At 62.7% G+C, this 19,787-nt stretch carries 16 protein-coding genes; 9 read left to right on the top strand and 7 right to left on the bottom strand.

Annotated features, from left to right (window positions below; all coding sequences use genetic code 11):
* Nucleotides 1-352: 352 nt before the first annotated feature.
* The 5 genes from ACCO56_RS20550 to ACCO56_RS20530 all read right to left on the bottom strand — a co-directional run bounded on the left by ACCO56_RS20550 (nucleotide 353) and on the right by ACCO56_RS20530 (nucleotide 6,783).
* Nucleotides 353-1,633, bottom strand: a complete 1,281-nt coding sequence (locus tag ACCO56_RS20550; RefSeq protein WP_433642706.1) for a tlde1 domain-containing protein — start codon at nucleotides 1,631-1,633, stop codon at nucleotides 353-355.
* A 280-nt stretch (nucleotides 1,634-1,913) separates the two neighbouring features.
* On the bottom strand, nucleotides 1,914-2,732 hold the full coding sequence (locus tag ACCO56_RS20545; RefSeq protein ID WP_433642705.1) for an alpha/beta fold hydrolase: 819 nt from the start codon (nucleotides 2,730-2,732) through the stop codon (nucleotides 1,914-1,916).
* A gap of 238 nt (nucleotides 2,733-2,970) precedes the next feature.
* Nucleotides 2,971-5,238 (bottom strand): xanthine dehydrogenase family protein molybdopterin-binding subunit, encoded by a 2,268-nt coding sequence (locus tag ACCO56_RS20540; protein WP_433642704.1) that lies wholly within the window; start codon nucleotides 5,236-5,238, stop codon nucleotides 2,971-2,973.
* A complete protein-coding gene (locus ACCO56_RS20535) occupies nucleotides 5,231-6,289 on the bottom strand; it encodes an FAD binding domain-containing protein (protein ID WP_433642703.1) in 1,059 nt (352 codons plus the stop codon). The genes ACCO56_RS20540 and ACCO56_RS20535 overlap by 8 nt, the downstream gene beginning before the upstream one ends.
* Nucleotides 6,286-6,783, bottom strand: a complete 498-nt coding sequence (locus ACCO56_RS20530) for a (2Fe-2S)-binding protein (protein ID WP_433642702.1) — start codon at nucleotides 6,781-6,783, stop codon at nucleotides 6,286-6,288. Before ACCO56_RS20530 ends, ACCO56_RS20535 begins: the two co-directional genes overlap by 4 nt.
* A gap of 186 nt (nucleotides 6,784-6,969) precedes the next feature.
* Between ACCO56_RS20530 and ACCO56_RS20525 the strand changes: the two genes are divergently transcribed.
* A complete protein-coding gene (locus tag ACCO56_RS20525) occupies nucleotides 6,970-7,548 on the top strand; it encodes a TetR/AcrR family transcriptional regulator (protein ID WP_433642701.1) in 579 nt (192 codons plus the stop codon).
* Between the two features lie 119 nt (nucleotides 7,549-7,667).
* Here the strand turns inward: ACCO56_RS20525 and ACCO56_RS20520 are convergent, their stop codons facing one another.
* On the bottom strand, nucleotides 7,668-7,856 hold the full coding sequence (locus ACCO56_RS20520) for a hypothetical protein (RefSeq protein ID WP_433642700.1): 189 nt from the start codon (nucleotides 7,854-7,856) through the stop codon (nucleotides 7,668-7,670).
* Nucleotides 7,857-8,082: 226 nt separating this feature from the next.
* Between ACCO56_RS20520 and ACCO56_RS20515 the strand changes: the two genes are divergently transcribed.
* Nucleotides 8,083-8,754, top strand: a complete 672-nt coding sequence (locus ACCO56_RS20515; protein WP_433642699.1) for a Crp/Fnr family transcriptional regulator — start codon at nucleotides 8,083-8,085, stop codon at nucleotides 8,752-8,754.
* 124 nt (nucleotides 8,755-8,878) lie between these two features.
* Here ACCO56_RS20515 and ACCO56_RS20510 read toward each other — a convergent pair whose 3' ends face one another.
* Entirely contained in the window at nucleotides 8,879-9,622 is a 744-nt protein-coding gene (locus ACCO56_RS20510; protein ID WP_433642698.1) for an IclR family transcriptional regulator, read from the bottom strand.
* 150 nt (nucleotides 9,623-9,772) lie between these two features.
* On the opposite strand from ACCO56_RS20510, the gene ACCO56_RS20505 reads away from it, so the two are divergent.
* From ACCO56_RS20505 to ACCO56_RS20475, 7 genes are all read left to right on the top strand, one after another.
* A complete protein-coding gene (locus ACCO56_RS20505) occupies nucleotides 9,773-10,528 on the top strand; it encodes an ABC transporter ATP-binding protein (RefSeq protein ID WP_433642697.1) in 756 nt (251 codons plus the stop codon).
* Entirely contained in the window at nucleotides 10,521-11,267 is a 747-nt protein-coding gene (locus tag ACCO56_RS20500) for an ABC transporter ATP-binding protein (RefSeq protein ID WP_433642696.1), read from the top strand. Before ACCO56_RS20505 ends, ACCO56_RS20500 begins: the two co-directional genes overlap by 8 nt.
* 43 nt (nucleotides 11,268-11,310) lie before the next feature.
* Nucleotides 11,311-12,513 (top strand): ABC transporter substrate-binding protein, encoded by a 1,203-nt coding sequence (locus ACCO56_RS20495; protein WP_433642695.1) that lies wholly within the window; start codon nucleotides 11,311-11,313, stop codon nucleotides 12,511-12,513.
* Nucleotides 12,514-12,806: 293 nt separating this feature from the next.
* Nucleotides 12,807-13,694 (top strand): branched-chain amino acid ABC transporter permease, encoded by an 888-nt coding sequence (locus ACCO56_RS20490; protein WP_433642694.1) that lies wholly within the window; start codon nucleotides 12,807-12,809, stop codon nucleotides 13,692-13,694.
* A 56-nt stretch (nucleotides 13,695-13,750) separates the two neighbouring features.
* Nucleotides 13,751-14,674 carry a branched-chain amino acid ABC transporter permease gene (locus ACCO56_RS20485; RefSeq protein ID WP_433642761.1) on the top strand — a complete coding sequence of 308 codons (924 nt, stop codon included), beginning with the start codon at nucleotides 13,751-13,753 and terminating at the stop codon, nucleotides 14,672-14,674.
* Between the two features lie 504 nt (nucleotides 14,675-15,178).
* Nucleotides 15,179-16,405, top strand: a complete 1,227-nt coding sequence (locus ACCO56_RS20480; RefSeq protein WP_433642693.1) for an MFS transporter — start codon at nucleotides 15,179-15,181, stop codon at nucleotides 16,403-16,405.
* Nucleotides 16,406-17,039: 634 nt separating this feature from the next.
* A complete protein-coding gene (locus ACCO56_RS20475) occupies nucleotides 17,040-19,772 on the top strand; it encodes a hypothetical protein (RefSeq protein WP_433642692.1) in 2,733 nt (910 codons plus the stop codon).
* The last annotated feature ends 15 nt before the right edge of the window (nucleotides 19,773-19,787 follow it).

The following is a 19,787-nucleotide window of genomic DNA, read 5'->3' as shown; positions in this document are numbered from 1 at the left end:
TGACGTTTGTATTTAACGAGAACGTTAAATATGTGTCGGAACCTTGTCAAGGACGGGCGAAGGCAGTTGCGGGGCGAATGCAGGGGAGCGACGAGGTTCGGCCCTCGACCATGTGCCAGCGGATGGGCGGTGCGTCCTTCGAGGCTCGCTCCGCTCGCACCTCAGGATGAGGGCAGTCAGCGCTAAGGTTCTCATCCTGAAATCCCGCGAAGGGCCTCGAAGCACCTACGGATCAAATCGATAAAATGGCACGCCGGTCCTCATCCTGAGGCGCGAGCGGAGCGAGCCTCGAAGGACGCACCCCAGGAGTGACAGGGCTGCTTGTGCGGAAGCAGGCCTTCGTCCCCCTCGCTCAGATGCTCTTGCCGTTGGAGGCGAGCATGGTGGCCCGGCCGCCGCTCGGCACCACGACGAGCTGCTTGACCTTGCCCTGCTTGAACGCGTTGAGGAACCGGTCGTAGTTCTTGAAGGCGACGCAGCCATGCGATTCCGCGCGGCCGCCGCGCAGCAGGTAGCTGTGGGTGAGAAAGCCGTCGCGGCCGTGCTTGTTCTTGCCGTCGACGGGCAGCATGCGGATCGCCTCAACGCCATGGAAGCGTTTTTCGCGCATCCTGAGGTTATAGGTGTGGGGCGGGGTCGGCCCGTTCATCTTGACGTGTACGTAGCGCGGATCGTCGGCCATCTTGCCGATGCCGGAATGAGCCTCGAGCACGCTGCCGTCGGGCATGTAGACCCGCGCCGCGCTGATGTCGTAGACGGCGACGCCGTTTCCGGCCCTGGCTCCGCCGCCGAACAGGTTGCGGAGCGTCCGGCCGAGGCCGCCGCTTGCATTGGATGGGTCGTCCGGACGCGCATAGGCGAGCTTCTGCCGCTTCGGCTTTTCGCGTTCGCCGGCCTTCCCTGGTCCGTCCTCTTCGGCCGGCCTTTCGGCTTGGCGTGCTTCCGGTTTCCCCGTCTCCTCCGCGGCGGGCCTGCGAGTATAATCGCTGCGCGGGCGAAGCTGCGGAAGGGGCGCGTCGGAAGGCGTGGCCTCAAAATCGGGCAGGGGCAGGGCGAGAGCCTCGTCCGCTTCCTCCGAAGGGTCGAGATCCTCGTCCTCCAGGGGCGGCGTCAACAGGGCGGACAAGGCCGCGCCGGCTCCGTTTGGAGAAGGATCGGCATAGGCGAGCAGCGTTGGCGATCGGTTGGGGGCCGGTGGCGCGAAGCGTTCGGGTGTCGGGGCGCTGGCCTTCGCGGCGGAGCGATGCGTCTTGGCGGAGCCGGCGCGATCAAAAAGGCGCGCCAGTTTCTCCGATGTCAGTTCGGCTTGCTTCACGACAGCGTCGAAGCGCGCGGCATTGCTGCCTGCGTCGGGCCTTTCCGCCGTGTCGGGAAGGCGGTCGGATTTGCCACGACCGCCGGCAGCGACCGCGGCCATAACGGGCCGCGCCGTTGCCGCGGCAAGCAGCCTCGGCGCCTTGCCCGAATGCTGATCCGCCGGCAGCGCCGGCGTCCTCTTGACGAAGTAGAGTTCCGGCTGGGCCGGAGCTGAGTCGGGAGCGAAGGAACTACCCATCGCGACCATGCCGGCTGCGGACCACACCGCCACGCCGGCAAAGGCGGTACCAAAGGCAGCAATCAGCAGTGGGCGCACCAAACGGTGCAAAGACTGTGCACGAACGAGGCTACTCACAAAAACGTATCAAGCCGGCAGTTCCCGCAACAGCCCTCGGGTCGGCGAGCGACCGCAGATGCGCGACTTCCGGATTGTCCCCTTCTTGAACAAGTGATCGAGAAAAGATGGACAAATATGGTTAAATTTTGCTTGCGAATGGCAAATATGTCCGAAGCGCCAATTTCGCTTTGCGAGAAGGCGATTGGATACGGCAGTTTGCCGGCATTCGTTGACCTTCGATCCCCCGCCGGTCTTTGCCTTAGCGTGACAAAAATGCGTTCAGCTGCTCCAGGACGATGTCCGGAGCTTCGAGCTGGGGAAGATGACCTATGCCGGGCAGTTCTTCGAACAATGCCTGTGGGATGAGCGCATGAAGTGCCTTGCCACGCTCCAGCGGGATCCATGGATCATCCTTGCCCCAGATTATCTTCACGGGGCATCGAACGTCCCCGAACATCGGCTCGATTTCGGCGGTGTATCTTTCATCAGCCTGGGCGAATTGCCGATAGAAGCTTCCTTGCCCCTCTTCGGAAAGCCACGGCTCGACAAGTTTCTCGAAATCCCCGGGGGCGATTTCGCCGGCGACCGCGCCCTTGATGTAGGCTTCGACAACCGCTTTGTGGATATGCGGCGGTAGGCCCTGAAAGGCCTCCACATGACGGCCGACATGGTCGAAGAATTCCGATCCCCAGGGACGCATCGCGACGACATTCATCAGGACATATCGATCGAAATCGCAACGGTGCAGCAAATGGGCTCGCAGCGTCGTCGCTCCGCCGAAGTCGTGGGCAACGACCGTGGGCCGATCGAGGCGCCAATGCGCAAGCATTTCCGCGAACACTTTTCCCTGCACATCGAGCGATGTGCGCTGTTCGGCGCTCTTTTCGGATCGACCATATCCCGGCATGTCGTACCAATGGACACGATACCGCGTCGCAAGTTCCGGAATGACGCGATGCCACGAGAACGAGGACCATGGCCAGCCATGAGCCAGCACGAGTGCCGGCCCACCACCAACGCAACCCGCCGCGACGACGCCGGCAGATGTTTTCACGTTCTCATCCAGCTTCCACGACATCAAACGGCCCTCTCTCCCAGGCGTCCTTCAAGGCCCGCTTCGCGGGCGCCTCAGGAGGAGGGCCAAAGCGCCGACCATCCTCATCCTGAGGTGCGAGCGAAGCGAGCCTCGAAGGAGGCACCACGGAGATGCCCATGCCTCCTAACCAACCTACCATTCCTTCTGTGCAGAGGACCAGTTGGTCGCCCCGCCGCGCGCTCTTCCCGAAGCGCGGCGGTGCTGGCAGCTCGCGGCGAGGTCACGCTGCGTGAAGGGCTCCGAGATCCTCGATGGCGATGGGGAAGCGTCGAACACGTATACCGGTGGCGTGCCAGACAGCATTCGCGATCGCGCCGACCGTTCCGGTGATGCCGATTTCGCCGACGCCCTTGATGCCCAGCGGGTTTACATGGGGGTCGCGCTCCTCGATCAGCAGGGCTTTGAGCGAGGGCACGTCCGCATTCACCGGGATGTGGTACTCGGCCAGATCCGCATTCATCACGCGACCCGAACGCTTGTCGGTGATCGCGTGCTCGTGCAGCGCGAAGGACACGCCCCAGATCATGCCGCCATAATATTGGCTGCGCACCAGCCGCGGGTTGACGACCCGGCCCGCCGCGAAGGCGCCGACAAGACGCGTCACCCTGACCTGACCGAGATCAGGGTCGACCTTGACCTCGGCGAACACCGCGCCATGCGCATGCATGGCAAGAGCCTCTCGCGCGGCCTGGTCGGTCGCGCTCGTCCCGTTGCCTTCGATCTCGGCAAGCCCCGCGCGTGCCAGAATGTCGGCATAGGCCTCGCTGCGGCTTTCGTCGTCGCGGCGATGGAGCCTGCCGGCGCGGGCGATCACGCCGGCATTGCCCGCGCCGAAGAGGGGAGAGCGCTCGTCGCCGGTGGCAAGCTCCGCCAGCCGGGATATCACATCGCCGCCGGCATTGTGGATCGCCGTGCCGGCTGTCGCGGTATGACCGGAGCCGCCGGCAATTCCCGCATCGGGCAGGTCGGACGAGCCCGCCCGGAATTCGACCCTGGCGATGTCGAGGCCGAGGCTGTCGGCGGCGAGCTGGGCCAGCGCGGTCCAGGCGCCCTGGCCCATGTCGGCAGCGCTCGTCTCAACCAGGCCGGTGCCGTCTCCGCGCAGCACGGCGCGCGCCTCGGCCTGGAACATGATGGCGGGGAAGGTGGCCGTACCCACGCCCCAGCCGACGAGAAAACCGTCCTCGTCCAGCATGTGCCGGGGCTGGAGCGGCCGCGCGGACCAGCCGAAGCTGGACGCCCCCTCGGAATAGCATTCGCGCAGCGCCTTCGAGGAGAAGGGCTTGCCGGAGATCGGCTCGACTTCGGCATAGTTTCGGAGCCGGAATTCCAGCGGGTCCATGCCGCAGGCCCAGGCGGCCTCGTCGATCGCGCTTTCCAGTGCAGCCGACCCCGACGCCTCGCCCGGCGCGCGCATGAAGAGCGGCGTGCCGATGTCGTTGCGCACCCCAAGATGCGACGTCGCGATCGCCGGGCTGGCATAGAGGGTGTGCGAAGCCGCGCCGGCCGGTTCGATGAAATCGTCGAAGGTGCTGGTCGCCGTCGTGACGTGATGGTCGAGTGCCGTCAGCCGGCCTTCGCGATCCATGCCGAGACGAAGCCGCTGGCGGGTGGGCGAGCGATGGCCGACCGGACCATACATCTGGTCGCGCCGAAGCACGAGCTTGACCGGTTTGCCGACCAGTCTGGCGGCCAGGATGCCGAGCACCTGCGGTCCGGAGAGCAGGCCTTTCGAGCCGAAGCCGCCGCCGAGGAACGGGCTGCGGATATGGACGTTCTCGGGCGGCAGGCCGAAGAGCTCGGCGACACGATGCTGCGCGATGGCGATTCCCTGGCTGGGCGTGTCGATCGACAGCCTGTCGCCGTCCCACGACGCGACGATGGCATGGGGCTCCATCGCGTTGTGATACTGCGCCGGTGTCTCATAAGTCGCGTCGATCGTGGCGGAGGCCGAAGCGAGGCCCGCCTCGACATCGCCGACATGCTCGTTCGGCGGGCTGACCAGCCTCACGGCGTTCGGAACGAACCCCTCGGCGGCATCGAGGCCGATCCGGGCCGGTTCGGCCTCGTAGCGCGGCGCGAGCAGGGCGGCACCCTCCGTCGCCGCTTCGAGGCTGTCGGCGATGACGACGGCGATCGGCTGGTTGGCATAGCGCACGCGGTCGCTCTGCAGCAGGTCGAGCCGGAACATGAAGGGATTGGTCTTGGCGTCGGGATCCGCGGCCAGGAGCGGACGATTGGCCGATGTCATGACCTCGACGACGCCGGGATGGGCCTTCGCCGCTTCGATATCCAGGAAGGCGACGCGCCCGCGCGCGATGCCGGCGACGGCCGTCACGGCGTAGAGCATGCCGGCGGGATGGTTGTCGGCGGCATAGCGGGCGCTGCCGGTGACTTTCAGCAGGCCGTCGCCGCGAGTGAGCGGCTGGCCGGTATTCGAACCATGCCGCAGATGGGTGGAGCCGAGGATTGGAGTAATGTCAGGCATGATGATGGACTCCGGGAACGGAGGAGAAGGGAGAGGCGGGCAGGGCGGGTATCCGCCCCGGGGTTCCCGCCGCCGCGGCGGTCAGCGCCCGCACGACGATGCGTTTGGCAAGCTCGATCTTGAAGGCATTGTCGCCGGAGGGCCTTGCATCCGCGAGCGCGATCTCGGCTGCGGCGCGGAAGGCGGCCTCTTCGGGACTGGCGCCGGCCAGGACCGCCTCGGCTTCGCGGGCGCGCCACGGCCTCGGCCCGACCCCGCCGAGCGAGAGCCGCGCCTGCCGGATCGTGTCGCCTTGGAAGTCGAAGGCGGCGGCCGCCGAAACGACGGCAAAGGCGTAGGAGGTGCGCTCCCTCAGCTTCAGATAGCGTGCGTGCCGGAAAAAGGCCGCGGCCGTGCCGGGCAGCCGCACCGCCACGATCAGGTCGCCGGGCTCCAGCGCCGTTTCGCGCTCCGGCGCGTCGCCGGGCAGGCGGTGGAGGTCCTCCAGGGCGATCTCGCGCCGGCCCGATCTTCCTTCGATCTCGACGACGGCGTCGAGAGCGACGAGCGGCACGCAGAAATCGGAGGGATGGATGGCGATGCAGGCATCGCTCCAGCCAAGCACGGCGTGGAGCCTGTTTTCGCCGTCGCGCGCATCGCAGCCGGCGCCCGGCTCACGCCGGTTGCAGGCGCTCGCCAGGTCGTAGAAATAGCCGCAGCGCGTGCGCTGCATCAGGTTGCCGCCGACGGTCGCGGCATTGCGCAGCTGCGCCGAGGCTCCCGACAGAAGCGCCTCCGCCAGGAAAGGATAGGTCCTGGCGAAATAGGGATCATGGGCGAGATCGGCATTGCGCACCAGCGCGCCGATGCGAACGCCGCCATCGGCCAGCCGCTTGATGCCGTCAAGGCCGGGTAGCCGGGTGACGTCGACGAGCCGGTCGGGCCGCGAAACGCCCGCTTTCATCAGGTCGAGAAGGTTGGTGCCGGCGGCGAGATAGGCCGAGCCTGGCTCGGCCGCCGCGGCCACCGCTTCGGGTATGGTCGTGGGACGGATGTAATCGAAGCTTTTCATGCTGCGTTCCTCCGGTCGGAGTTGGTCAATTTCTTCTGCGCCTCGAGCACCGCTTCGGTGATGCCGCGATAGGCGCCGCAACGGCAGAGATTTCCGCTCATGGCCTCGCGAATGCGCTCGGGATCGTCGTCGGTCTGACCTTCATTGATCAGGCCGACCGCGCTCACGATCTGGCCGGGCGTGCAGAAACCGCACTGGAAGCCGTCATGTTCGATGAAGGCAGCCTGGACGGGATGAAGCTCGCCGTTTTTGGCGAGGCCTTCGATGGTGACGATCTCCGCGCCGTCATGGCTGACGGCAAGCGCGAGGCAGGCGTTGACGCGGCGCCCATCGACAAGGACGGTGCAGGCGCCGCACTGGCCGCGGTCGCATCCTTTCTTCGTTCCGGTGAGTTCGAGCCGCTCGCGCAACAGGTCCAGGAGCGTTACGCGTGGATCGTGCAATTCGACGTCACGTCGCTCACCATTGACGGTGAGGCTGATGGAGAAGTTCATGTGATGCTCCGATCAGTGCTATGGTTGTGATAGAAACTGGAACGGCGCGGCATGGAGCCGCCCGCTGGAAGGACGCCCGACTGGCGCGGCGCCGATGTGATAATTATATGGAGGGTGCCTCCGTTTTCAAGTGGAAACGGAGGCGTCCTCCGGTTATTTTTTTGAAAGGACGGTAGAAGGCATCCGATGGCGGACAACTTTGAGAAGGCGACGCGGCGTCCGCGGGCGGATTCGATCCGCAATCGCGAGCGTCTTTTGCAGGCGGCGGCGGCCGTATTCAGCGCGGGCGGTCCGGACGCCAGCCTGGAGGCTGTCGCCAAGCGGGCCGGTGTCGGAATCGGCACGCTCTATCGCCATTTCCCGACGCGGGAAGCCTTGTTCGAGGCCGTCTATCGCCATGAGGTGGACCACCTCGGCGACCTTGCCGAGCAGCTGGCGGGGGAAGCCGCGCCCGTCGACGCGCTGCGCCGCTGGGCGCATGCCCATGTGCAGGTGGTCGCGACGAAAAAGGGCATGCTGGCGGCGCTGGCGCTGGCTGCGCACGGCCCATCGGACCTTTATGCCTATTCGTTCGACCGCATGAGCAAGGCCGCCGGCCTGCTGCTGGAGCGCGCCGTCGCAGCGGGCGAGGTCCGGGCCGACATCACGCCGGAAGATCTGCTGCGCGCTTTGGTGGGCATGTGCTACATGCACGATCAGCCGGGCTGGCTGCCCAGGGCCCTGCATCTCGTGGACATTTTCGTCGACGGCCTGCGCGTGCGCTAGTTATCGCTTTCAGGGGAGCCGAACATGCTGCCCGCCGATCCACATGAATGCAATACGCGGCTTGGAGGCGGTGTCGGTGATCTTCTCCAGGATCCGCGACACCAGGGCAGGTCCTTACCTCAGCCGCGGATTATCCCCGCGGGATCTTCTTTGGGCGGCAGGTTTTGGAGCCGTGCTTCAAGTGTGCGCATGCGGCGGGCGTAGGCAGGCCCCGGACCGCGCATGTAGTGGAGCTCCGGCCGATAATGAGGTGCGACGAATTCGCGAAACGCCGATGCCAGCTGTGTAATGGGAGCCAAGAGTTCCATGACGACACTTCCCTTTTTCGTGACCGGCCGGAACAAGGACCAAAGGTCTGAGCCTGCTGACCATGTCTTAGTAGGGAAGCCGGGTCGGCGTCTGTGACAATTCGCACAACTTTGAAAATGCCGCGTCGCCTTCGGCGCGAGGCCCCCAGCGCTATAGCGGCCACCATTTCCTTTTGATCGGAAGCCAGGCGAGGTAAAGATTGGGCCAAGGATGAGAGATATCGCCGTGACAGCTTCCCCGGCCCTTCTGTCGAAACTGGATGCCGCCGATCTCGCCGCACTGGCCGAGCGATGGAGCGAACGCAACTACCTGCCCAACGAACTGATCATCGCGCATGGAGACAGCGGGCGCGATGTCTTCTTCTTGCTGGAAGGACGCGCCCGCGTCACGTTGTTTTCGGAGGACGGCAGAGAGATCGCCTACCGCGACATAGGGCCGGGCGAAATCTTCGGCGAGCTTGCCGGCATCGACGGGAAAGCGCGATCTGCCAGCATCGTCGCGCTTGGGCCAACGCGCGCGGCGCGACTGCCCGGACCTGCCTTTCGCGACGTCGTGATCAATCGCCCCACCTTCGCTTGGCTGCTGCTCGAGCATCTGTCGGCCCAGCTGCGACGCATGACCGAGCGCGTCTACGAGTTCAGTACTCTGGTGGTGCGCAAGCGTTTGATTCTTGAACTGCTTCGACGGGCGGAGGAGATCGGACCGGTCAATGGCCAGGTCTCCGTAGAACCGGCGCCGACGCACTTCGAGTTGGCGGCAAAGATCAGCACGCATAGAGAGGCGGTCTCGCGCGAGATGAGCGCCCTTGCCAAAAGAGGGCTGGTCGAAAGGCGCAACGGCAGGCTCATGCTCCGTGATCTTCCAGCCCTCGAAGTCCTCGCCGGGAAAAACGATTAGCTAAATTATCTCGCGCTGGCTGCAACCCGCTCGATCCGGCTTGCAGAAATTTCCGTTCCGCCGTCCGCATCGCGTCAGCGGGAGCGAACGCAGCGGCCTTCCCGGCGGCCGATGTCGGGTCGCTTCAGGCCGCGTCGAGAATGCGGCGTATGCGGTCGCCGGCGGATCGGAGGCTGGCCACGAGCCGGTCGCGCTGAGCCTGCATGCGGTAGTGCGGTCCGGCCACTGCCAGGCCGAAGCGGCGTTCGCCGTGGAGGATCGGGACGGCGAAGCCGATCACGTCGGGCGTGAATTCGGCAAGGTCCTCGCACCAGCCGCGCGCCCGGCCCTCGTCCAGCCGGGAGGCCAGTTCCTGCGGGCCGGAGACGGTGGTCTCCTGGTGGCGGATATAGGTGAGCCCGGCGAGGATCCTTGCACGGTCCGGTTCGGAATAGCTGCTGAGAATCGCCTTGCCGCTCGATGTCGTGTAGATCGGCCTTCGATCGCCCACCTTTGCGAAATATCGGATCGGCGCGGAGGATTCCACCACGTCGACATAAACCACGTCCTGGTCCTCGCGCACTGCAAGCAATGCGGTCTCGCCCGTCGTCTCGGCCAGCAGCTCCAACTCCCCATGAATGCGCTGCACGAGACGGTCGCCATCCTTGATCGAGCGCGCCAGCTCGTAGAGTCGCCCCGTCGGGTAGAAACCGCCGCGCGGTCGGGTTTCGTAGAGAAGGCCGCGGGCGAGCAGCGTGTCGATCAGGTTGAACGCGCTGGACTTCGGGATTCCGAGCGCCCTCGACACGGCGGTCAGGGTCATCGGCGTCTTTTCGCGCGCAAAGATCTCGAGAAGGTTAAGGACGTTCTCGACTTGCCGAACGCGCATAGGATCCTCCAGCCTTTGACGCTCGCAATTGTTCATATACTTGAACTTCCTTGCTGCGCAATGAATAGATTGACTTGGCGGGAGGGGCTGGCTACCGTTCTCGCAAAGCCGGGCAACAAGACCCGGCACGGCAAGGGAAGTGGGAGGATTATGGCGCGGGACATCATCCTGTCGGCCCTCGGCCTGAGCAAGGAGTTCAAGGGCTTTCTCGCGGTCAGCAATGTCGATCTCGAGGTCGAGCGCGGCACCATCCACGCGCTGATCGGACCCAACGGGGCGGGCAAGACGACCTGCTTCAATCTGCTGACGAAGTTTCTGCAGCCGACCGGCGGCAAGATCGTTTATGACGGACGAGATATCACGGCCCTGCCGCCTGCCGATATCGCGCGGCTCGGGCTGGTGCGCTCCTTCCAGATCTCGGCAGTGTTCCCGCACCTCTCCACGCTGGAGAATGTGCGCATCGCTCTGCAACGGCGGCGCGGCGAGAGCTTCGACTTCTGGCGCTCCGAGAGGGTGCTGTCCAAATTCGACGGCGAGGCGAGGGAGCTTCTCGGGCAGGTCGGCCTCACCGAATTCGCGCATTTGCCCGCAATAGAGCTTCCCTATGGCCGCAAGCGCGCGCTCGAGATCGCCACGACCCTAGCGCTCGATCCCGAGATGCTGCTTCTCGACGAGCCCATGGCCGGCATGGGACAGGAGGACATCGAGCGGATTTCCAGCCTCATCAAGCGGATCGGAAGAGAGCGCACCATCCTGATGGTCGAGCACAATCTTTCGGTCGTCGCCTCGCTGTCGGACAGGATCACCGTGCTCGCCCGCGGGCAGGTGCTGGCCGAGGGCGACTATACGGCGGTTTCCCGCGATCCCCGCGTGATCGAGGCCTATATAGGAGCGGGTCATGCCTGAGGCCCTTCTCGCCGAACGTTCGCAGGCTCCGTCGGAACAAGCGCCGCTGCTCGCCGTGCGCGACCTCCAGGGCTGGTATGGCGAAAGCCACATCCTGCACGGCATCAGCTTCGATGTCCGCCAAGGCGAGGTGGTGACCCTGCTCGGCCGCAACGGGGCGGGCAAGACGACGACGCTGAAAGCCGTCATGGGCATTCTCGCGAAACGCCGCGGTTCCGTCCGGTTCGACGGCCGCGAGACGATTGGCCTGCCGGCGCGGTCGATCGCCCGGCGCGGCATCGCCTTCTGCCCGGAGGAGCGCGGCATCTTCTCCTCGCTCTCCGTCGAGGAGAATCTGATGCTGCCGCCCCAGATCGGGCCGGGCGGACTCTCGGTCGAGAAGATCTTCGAGCTTTTTCCCAATCTCCGGGAAAGGCTTGCGAGCCAGGGCACCAAGCTTTCGGGCGGCGAGCAGCAGATGCTCGCCATCGCCCGCATCCTGCGCACCGGCGCGAGACTGTTGCTGCTCGACGAACCGACGGAGGGGCTCGCGCCGGTGATCGTCCAGCAGATCGGCGCGACCATCGCGCGGCTCAAGCAACAGGGCTTCACCATCGTGCTGGTCGAGCAGAATTTCCGCTTCGCCGCATCCGTGGCGGATCGGCACTACGTCGTCGAGCAGGGCCGCGTCATCGACACGATCCCGAACGACGAAATCGAGGCGAATGTCGGGAGGCTGAAAACCTATCTCGGCGTCTAGCGAATAGCGGGCACCTGCCCGAGAACCTGGGAGGAAGTGGCCAATGAAGGTGAAGAGTTTTCTCATGGCTTCGGTCGCGGCGGCACTGCTTGCCGGGCCGGCCTGGGCGGTCGACGTGAAGCTCGGCGTGCTCAACGACCGGTCCGGCATCTATGCGGATATCGCCGGCGAGGGTTCGGTGATCGCAGCGCGCATGGCGGTGGAGGATTACAAGGCCTCGGAAAAGGGCATCAATGTCGAGATCGTCTCCGCCGATCACCAGAACAAGCCTGACATCGGCTCCAACATCGCCCGGCAGTGGTACGACACGGAGGGCGTCGACGTCATCCTCGACGTGCCGACCTCCTCGGTGGCGCTGGCCATCAACGAGATCACCCGCGAGAAGAACAAGATCTTCCTGGCCTCCGGTCCGGCGACCTCGGATCTCACCGGCAAGGCATGCTCGCCCAACACGATCCACTGGACCTACGATACCTGGGCGCTCGCCAACGGCACCGGCAAGGCCATGGTGGAGCAGGGCGGCAAGAGCTGGTTCTTCGTGACGGCCGACTACGCTTTCGGCCATCAGCTCGAAGAGGACACAAGCGCGGTGGTCAAGGCGGCCGGCGGCGAGGTGCTGGGGGCGGTGCGCCACCCCTTCCCGGGCCAGGACTTCTCTTCCTTCCTGCTACAGGCCCAGTCTTCCGGCGCCCAGGTGGTTGGCCTGGCCAATGCCGGCGGGGATACGATCAACTCGATCAAGCAAGCCTCCGAATTCGGCATCACCCAAGGCGGCCAGGCGCTGGCGGCGCTGCTTTTCTTCATCACCGACGTCCACGCGCTGAGCCTCAACACGGCCCAAGGCCTGGTGCTCACGAGCCCGTTCTACTGGGATCTCAACGACGGGACCCGCGAATGGTCGGAACGTTTCCAGAAGCAGAATGACGGCCAGAAGCCGACCATGATCGAGGCCGGCGTCTATTCCTCGGTGCTGCACTACCTCAAGGCGGTCGACGCGCTCGACTCCAAGGATACAGCGAAGGTCATGGAATGGATGAAGGCCAATCCGGCCGACGACCCGCTGTTCGGCAAGGGCGAGATCCGCGCCGACGGCCGCAAGATCCATCCGATGTATCTCTTCCGCGTCAAGAAACCGGACCAGTCGAAGGGCGACTGGGATTATTACGAGAAGCTCCAGGAAATCCCAGCCGACCAGGCCTTCCGTCCGCTGGCGGATGGCGGGTGTTCGCTGGTGAAGGCGCAGTAGAACCGGGGGCGTTGATCGTTGATCGGTCGCGAGTTGCCCCTCACTGTCCTGCCGGACATCTCTCCCCGCAAGCGGGGCGAGAGACGACGGCCGCACGGCTTTCGCCAACCTGAAACGCCGGCGATTGGCGAAAGTCGAGATGACAGCCGTCTTCTCCCCGTTCTTAACGGGGAGAAGGTGCCGGCAGGCGGATGAGGGGCATGCCCAAACGAATACTTGATCGTTGGAATAGCCCCCTTTCATCATGACGGGGCGTCGGGCCTTAAGGCTCGGCCTCCTTTCCGAGGAGAGACATGTTCGAACTGCTAGGCATCCCCCCGCAGGCCTTGTTCGGCCAACTCCTGCTCGGCCTCATCAACGGCTCCTTCTATGCGGTGCTGAGCCTGGGCCTTGCCGTCATCTTCGGCATGCTCAACATCATCAACTTCACCCATGGCGCGCAATACATGCTCGGCGCCTTCGTGGCCTGGATGCTGCTCAACTATCTCGGCATCGGCTATTGGTGGGCGCTGATCCTCGCGCCGCTGCTGGTCGGCGTCACCGGAATCGTCGTCGAGAGGCTGTTCATCCGCCGGCTCTACCATCTCGACCACCTCTACGGCCTGCTCCTGACCTTCGGCCTGGCGCTGATCATCACCGGCGTCTTCAAGCAGAACTACGGCGTCTCCGGCCTGCCCTATCAGGCGCCGCCGCTGTTGTCGGGCGGGCGCAATCTCGGTTTCATGTATCTGCCCTATTCCCGGGCCTGGGTGATCCTGGCCTCCGCCGTCGTATGTTTCGGCACCTGGTTCCTGATCGAGAAGACCCGTCTCGGCGCTTATCTGCGCGCCGCCACCGAGAACCCGACACTGGTCGGCGCCTTCGGCATCAACGTGCCGCTGCTGATCACGCTCACCTACGGCTTCGGCGTGGCCCTCGCCGGTTTTGCCGGGGTGCTTGCCGCGCCGATCTACTCGGTCAATCCGGTGATGGGCGAAAACCTGATCATCATCGTCTTCGCGGTGGTGGTGATCGGCGGCATGGGCTCGATCCTGGGTTCGATCGTCACCGGCTTCGGCCTCGGCCTCATCGAGGGGCTGACCCGCGTCTTTTATCCGGAGGGCTCGGCCGTGGTGATCTTCGTCATCATGGCGATCGTGCTTCTGGTAAAACCGGCAGGCCTGTTCGGGAGGGCGGCATAATGGCAATCGAGACCACAATCGCCGCGCCCGCCGTCGTGCAGTCCGGCACGCACGGCATGCCGCGGCATCATGTCTTGATCTTCGCCGGGCTCCTCGCGCTCATCCTCGTGGCGCCGTTCTTCCTCTATCCGATCTTCGTCATGAAGATCCTGTGCTTCGCGCTGTTCGCCTCGGCCTTCAACCTGCTTCTCGGTTATGGCGGGTTGCTCTCCTTCGGGCATGCCGCCTTTTTCGGGATGGCGAGCTACGTCTCGGCCCATGCCGCCAAGGTGTGGGGGCTGACGCCGGAGCTTGCGATCCTTTCCGGCACGGCGATTGCGGCGCTGCTCGGTCTGGTGATCGGCGCGCTCGCCATCCGCCGGCAGGGCATCTATTTCGCGATGGTGACGCTCGCCTTTGCGCAGATGGTCTTTTTCTTCTCGGTGCAGGCGCCCTTCACCGGCGGCGAGGACGGCATCCAGGCTGTGCCGCGTGGCTATCTCTTCGGCCTGTTCTCCCTGTCCGACCAGCTCACGCTCTATTTCGTCGTCGCGGCGATCTTCTTCTTCGGCGTGCTCCTGATCTACCGCATCATCCACTCGCCCTTCGGCCAGGTGCTGAAGGCGATCCGGGAAAACGAGCCGCGCGCGATCTCGCTCGGCTACAAGGTCAACCGCTACAAGCTCGGCGTCTTCATGCTTTCCGCCACGCTCGCCGGTCTTGCCGGCGCGACAAAGGCGATCGTGTTCCAGCTCGCCTCGCTCACCGACGTCTACTGGACGATGTCGGGCGAGGTGGTGCTGATGACGCTGCTCGGCGGCATGGGCACCGTCTTCGGCCCTATGGTCGGCGCGGCCATCATCGTGACCATGCAGAACTATCTCGCCACAGCGGGGGATTGGGTGACGATCATCCAGGGCACGATCTTCGTGGTCGCGGTCCTGCTCTTCCGCGAGGGCATTGTCGGTGTGCTGTCGAAGTGGCTGCGCAAACCGCTTTGACAGTCGCGCTGTCACCCCCCTCTGGCCTGCCGGCCATCTCCCACTCAAAGGAGATTGGCAGCTTTGGTCTCGGCGCGCCTTCTGCCGCGTCGGCGACTGGCGACGACATGCGGGACAGCCGATCTCCCCCCTTGAGAGACCCTTGAGGGGGAGATGCCCGGTCGTCGTGAAGCGCGATTGGACGGAATAGTCGTCGAGCACGCGTGGAGAGTTTTGCGGTCATTCCCGGCGAACAGGGCGGCGGTGCTCATGTCGATCTCCTGAGGTCGTGGCCGGCTGATCGCCATTGTTCTGCCCGAAGATACGATGCTTCGCTTGATCTTGCTTGCGGATGTGACGGGCGGCGCACGTCCGGAACGCTGTCGAGCGCTTGATCGCTGCCCGGCGAAAAAATTCTTCGCAACGGCTGTCGATTTTCGGCCTGTCCGAACGTCTTAAGCATGAAGCCGGCGTCTTGCTGGAGGCCACCCTCAATCCAACGCCGGCATCTGCAGGAGAGCTCTCATGTCGCAATTTTCGAGGGAAAGTTCCTATCGCTGGGTCATCGTCGCGGTGGGCGCGCTCATGACTTGCGTCGGTATTGGCGCGATGTTCTCGCTGGCGATCCTTCTGCAGCCGATCTCGGCAGACACCGGCTGGAGCCGCGCCGGCATATCGAGCGCCATGACGCTGAACTTCCTGGTCATGGGGGTGGCCGGCTTCGGCTGGGGCGCGCTCAGCGATCGCCTCGGCGCCCGCATCGTCGTGCTCGCCGGCTCGGCGCTGCTGGGACTGGCGCTCATCCTGGCGAGCCGGACAACCACGCTCGGCTCGTTCCAATTGGTCTACGGCGTGGTGGTCGGGCTTGCGGCAGGAGCTTTCTTCCCGCCCATGATCGCCGCGGCCACGGCCTGGTTCGAGACCAAGCGCGGCCTTGCCGTCTCGCTGGTGTCGGTGGGCGTCGGGGTGGCGCCGATGACCGTCTCGCCCTTCGCGGCCTGGCTCGTTTCCGCCTATGACTGGCGCATGGCGATGCTTACCATCGGCATTGCCTCCTGGGTGCTGCTCCTGCCCGCCGGGCTTCTGGTGCGCCAGCCGCCGGTTGCCGCGGGCGACGGCGGCGCGGCTCGGGAGCCCGCCGAGGAGGCCGGCGACTTTTCCGCGGCCGCTGCCTTTCGCACGCCGCAATTCGCCATTCTCGCCGGCACATTCTTTCTCTGCTGCGCCGCCCATTCCGGGCCTATCTTCCACATGGTCAGCTATGCGATTGCGTGCGGCGTGCCGGCACTTGCGGCGGTCAGCATATACAGTGTCGAGGGGCTGGCCGGCCTCGGCGGCCGGCTGCTGCTCGGGGTGCTGGCTGACAGGCTCGGCGTCAAGCCCGTACTCGTGGCGGGCCTGCTCGCGCAGGCGCTTGTCATCGCCGCCTACCTCGCCGTCAGCAATCTCGGCGAATTCTATCTGCTGGCGACGATCTTCGGCACCGCCTATGGTGGGGTGATGCCGCTCTATGCCGTGCTGGCGCGCGAATATTTCGGGCAGAGCGCCATGGGAGCCGTGTTTGGCGGGGCGACCATGGCCTCCAGCATCGGCATGGCGCTCGGCCCATGGGCCGGCGGCTGGGTGTTCGACACGTTCAGCGTCTATGATTGGCTGTTCATAGGCTCCTTCGGCATCGGCCTCGCCGCCGTCGCCATCGCGCTCGCCTTCCCGCCGCTGCCGTCGAGGGATGCCAAGCTGCAGCCGGCGTGAAGGGCGCCGAAGGCCCTCCTCACCGGAAGTGGCTTGTGGGCTTCGGTCGCTAGGAGCTCCTGCTTCCCAGTGCTAAGGGACAACTGTCCTCTCTTTAAGCGCAAATATATTCTGTTTTTCGTTCCTATCGCGCACACCGGTCAAGAAAGCGGGATATTTATATCGCCGCGTTGCCAAACAGTCTCTTTATTGGTCATTCTGTAATTCAAAGACAATTTAACGATATCGCCATACGTATTATGATGCCTACGTTCTATGAATAAAGCAGGCGATATTGTTTTGTAGTTTATGAGGTATAAAATAGTTTCGTTAAGATGCGTGGAGTGTGTGCCATGGCAAAACTTATCACCTGCTTTCTGTTTTTCGTGTGCTTTGCCTTATCCAGCGCGATAGTGCCGGTGTACTCGGCGGGGCCATGTGACCCCCAGGTTCGACAGTGCTGATGCACTGAGGTCGTGTGAACACATCGTTGGGGGCTGAGGTGGACGAGGCTTTCAAGCCTATTTGGCCGAGTGGAGTGCCTACGTCACTTTGGAACTACGGCCTGCTGCAACCAGAGCACCGCCGTGATCTCCCATTCATGCAAACGCGGCCAGACTGGGCGTTCTGGCTGGCATTCATTTTTGGGGCCGTCATGATCGCCTTTTTCGCTTGGCGGCGTTTCCGTCTGCGGACATTCGATCCCTCGTCCTTTGACTATCGCGTGTTGAGAGAGTTCGACGCAACGCAATTGAGGGGCACAGGTCCCATGCGACGCGCTTATGCCTATTACGCAGGGGCGCTTATCGTCGCTTATGTGGCCTTCACCCTGTTCGGGGGGCTGATCTTCAACGTCGCGAAGGTGATTCCTATGGCAGGGCTCCAGGTCGATGTGAGCGATGATGTCCTGAACAGCGCGCAATGGCCCCTGATAATTGCTTTCGGCTTGGCGGGATTTACGCCCCTCATCAGGCCGATGGAGCTTTTCGAAACATGGCTTCGCCAGAGGGCGCACAAGTGGGTCGGGATCCCCGTGAAGATCAAAGATCGCACGCGGGTTCTTTTGCGCAATTTGGAGCGGGTGGTCTCAAGCGAGGCGGACGAGGCGCAAAAGAAGTTGCCGGCCTGGGTCGTGGTTCATATCGAAGAAACAGACTCCGTGGCGCGCGTGATGGTCGCGCGCAAGCAATTGGAACTCTTGCTGAAGCTATCAAGAGACGAGGACCGTTGGCCGAGTGTCAAGGTGCGTGAAGAGATGAGGCGTCTGGAGTCGGAGGAAATAGCCGAGGCAGAAATGGCCCTTCAGAATTTCGATGAAATACTAGAGGCCATGGCGCATGCGCCTGGAATCCAGAGTGAACCTGACGATACCAAGAGCCGCAAGCATCAACGGCGCTTGGAAGAAAATTTGAAAAAGGCAATAGAGAGAATCGACACGTTAAGAAATGAATTATGCTCCATATTCACAATTTATGCGGATAAGGATTTAATCTATTCGAATATACATAACGGCGAAATAAGGAGTGCCGTGCAAAAATCCTTCCCTGCTCCGCGAGTTGCAATCCGCCCAGATCACTGGATTCCAGTTTTATTAATACCAATATTTGTTTTGTATTTGGTTTCTGTATCTGCGGGATTGCAGTCCTTGATGGGACCAGTGAGAAAAGTAGCCGTTACCGTGTTGGCGACGAGCGTGGCCGAAACATTGCGAATCGCAATCATCTTCTGGTTGCCGCTATTGGCGGTGTTCCTTTGGCGAGAGTATCGGCGAAGCGAGAAAAGCTGGCGGCTGATACACCTGTCGGACCTGTCGATGGGAGTTGTAAAAGAAGCACTTGTGGCAATGCTCATTGCCTTCGGAGTGGGACTGGTCGGCCTTGTCCTGCTGGCCCTGATCTGGTCATGGGTCATCGCGGACAATCCGGCTCGATACAGAGAGTTGCTATTCTCCGGTAACGCTCCCGCCTTGATATACTTTCCCGCCCAGGCTGGTGCATCGGCGCTCTGTGCCATTGTCACCCTGTTTGCCGCCGATTTCGCAGAAAACACAAGAGCTCGGCTTCGGCACCTCATCCCATTCGGGCTGGTGAGCGCATGCTTCGTGTTGCTCTGGATGGCCGTACATACGATATATTTCGGGGGGTTATATGGATGCAGTATAGGTGGCGATCTATTTACGGCCCGAGGGTGTATCAGAGTATATAACCTTACAGATTTTCTTGTTTATCTATTAGTGTCGTATATGGCGGCTGGAGTTTTTACATGCATTCCGAGAGAGGCGCACAACAGGAGGGCATCCAAACAGGAAGCGGCGCGTACCGCGACCGTGGTTTCGAAAGCGTTGATTGGAATGGCGCTGCTTGTATTCGGAATCGCATTCGCTTCCGCTGCAATTGCCGGGGAAGATTCCCCGTCTTGCAGGCGACCAAACAATAACGTGATCGTTGCGGGTTTTCGCGAAGATGCCGAGCCGTTTTCGTATCTTCTGAAATACGGAGAGAAGAAGCAGTACAAAGGGTATATCGCTCAGCTGTGCTATAAGATTTTCGAGGGCAGCAAATATACCATTGTACCGGTACCCGTTAGCGCAGGCGACCGATTCCGCCGGCTGCGGACTGCATGTGCTGGTGAGAAGGAGATTCCTAATAGGAACGTCGATATACTTTGTGATCCTATAACGATGGAATTTTCACCTGAGCGAAACGGCATTTATTCACCAATCGTGTTCGTTTCCGGGGTTTCGTACATCCTGAGGCGAAGCCAGGTCCCGGGCAAGGGGGCCTTTCTTGCGTATGTCAGGAACACGACTGCGAAACGTGTCGTAGAGCTCGCCTGCAAAATCGACCTATTTGACGTGAGGCGGAATAGTGAAGGGATAGAAGCATGTAAAGCAGAAGAAAGGATTTGCGACCAGGCAAGGGCAAATAGCGATGATAAGTACGTGATTTGCGTATTTGAGGATCACAGCCAATTAATAAAATGGTTTTGCGACGGAAATTCCGGTGGCGGTCGCCAGGTGGCATATTTTGGCGATCGAGAATTAATAATCGGGAAGCTGGATTCCTGGACGGAGAAGAAAGATTGTTCGACGACGAATATAGAAAGGCAGCAACTCTATTATACCTATGAGCCCTACGCGCTGCTGGTCACCAAGGCGGATCCGGAGTTGGTGCAGTTTGTTCAACGCAGGGTATTCGAGATATTTTCTCATAGAAGTGAGGCATTAAGCCTGTTTGCCACCTATTTCCCGAAGGCTCAGATGTCGCAACCATTGGCAAATCTGTTCCTGTTGAATGCAGTGTCGGAAGAGAGGTTCTTTCGATTTTCTTCGGATGACGAGATCGACAGTGGCCTGATGGCGCATCGCTCGGGACGATCCAGCCAATAGGCTGTGCGGAACGAT

This window comes from Mesorhizobium sp. 1B3, from assembly GCF_050958605.1.
In the GTDB taxonomy this organism is placed as follows: domain Bacteria; phylum Pseudomonadota; class Alphaproteobacteria; order Rhizobiales; family Rhizobiaceae.
This window is presented reverse-complemented; position numbering and strand designations above follow the sequence as displayed.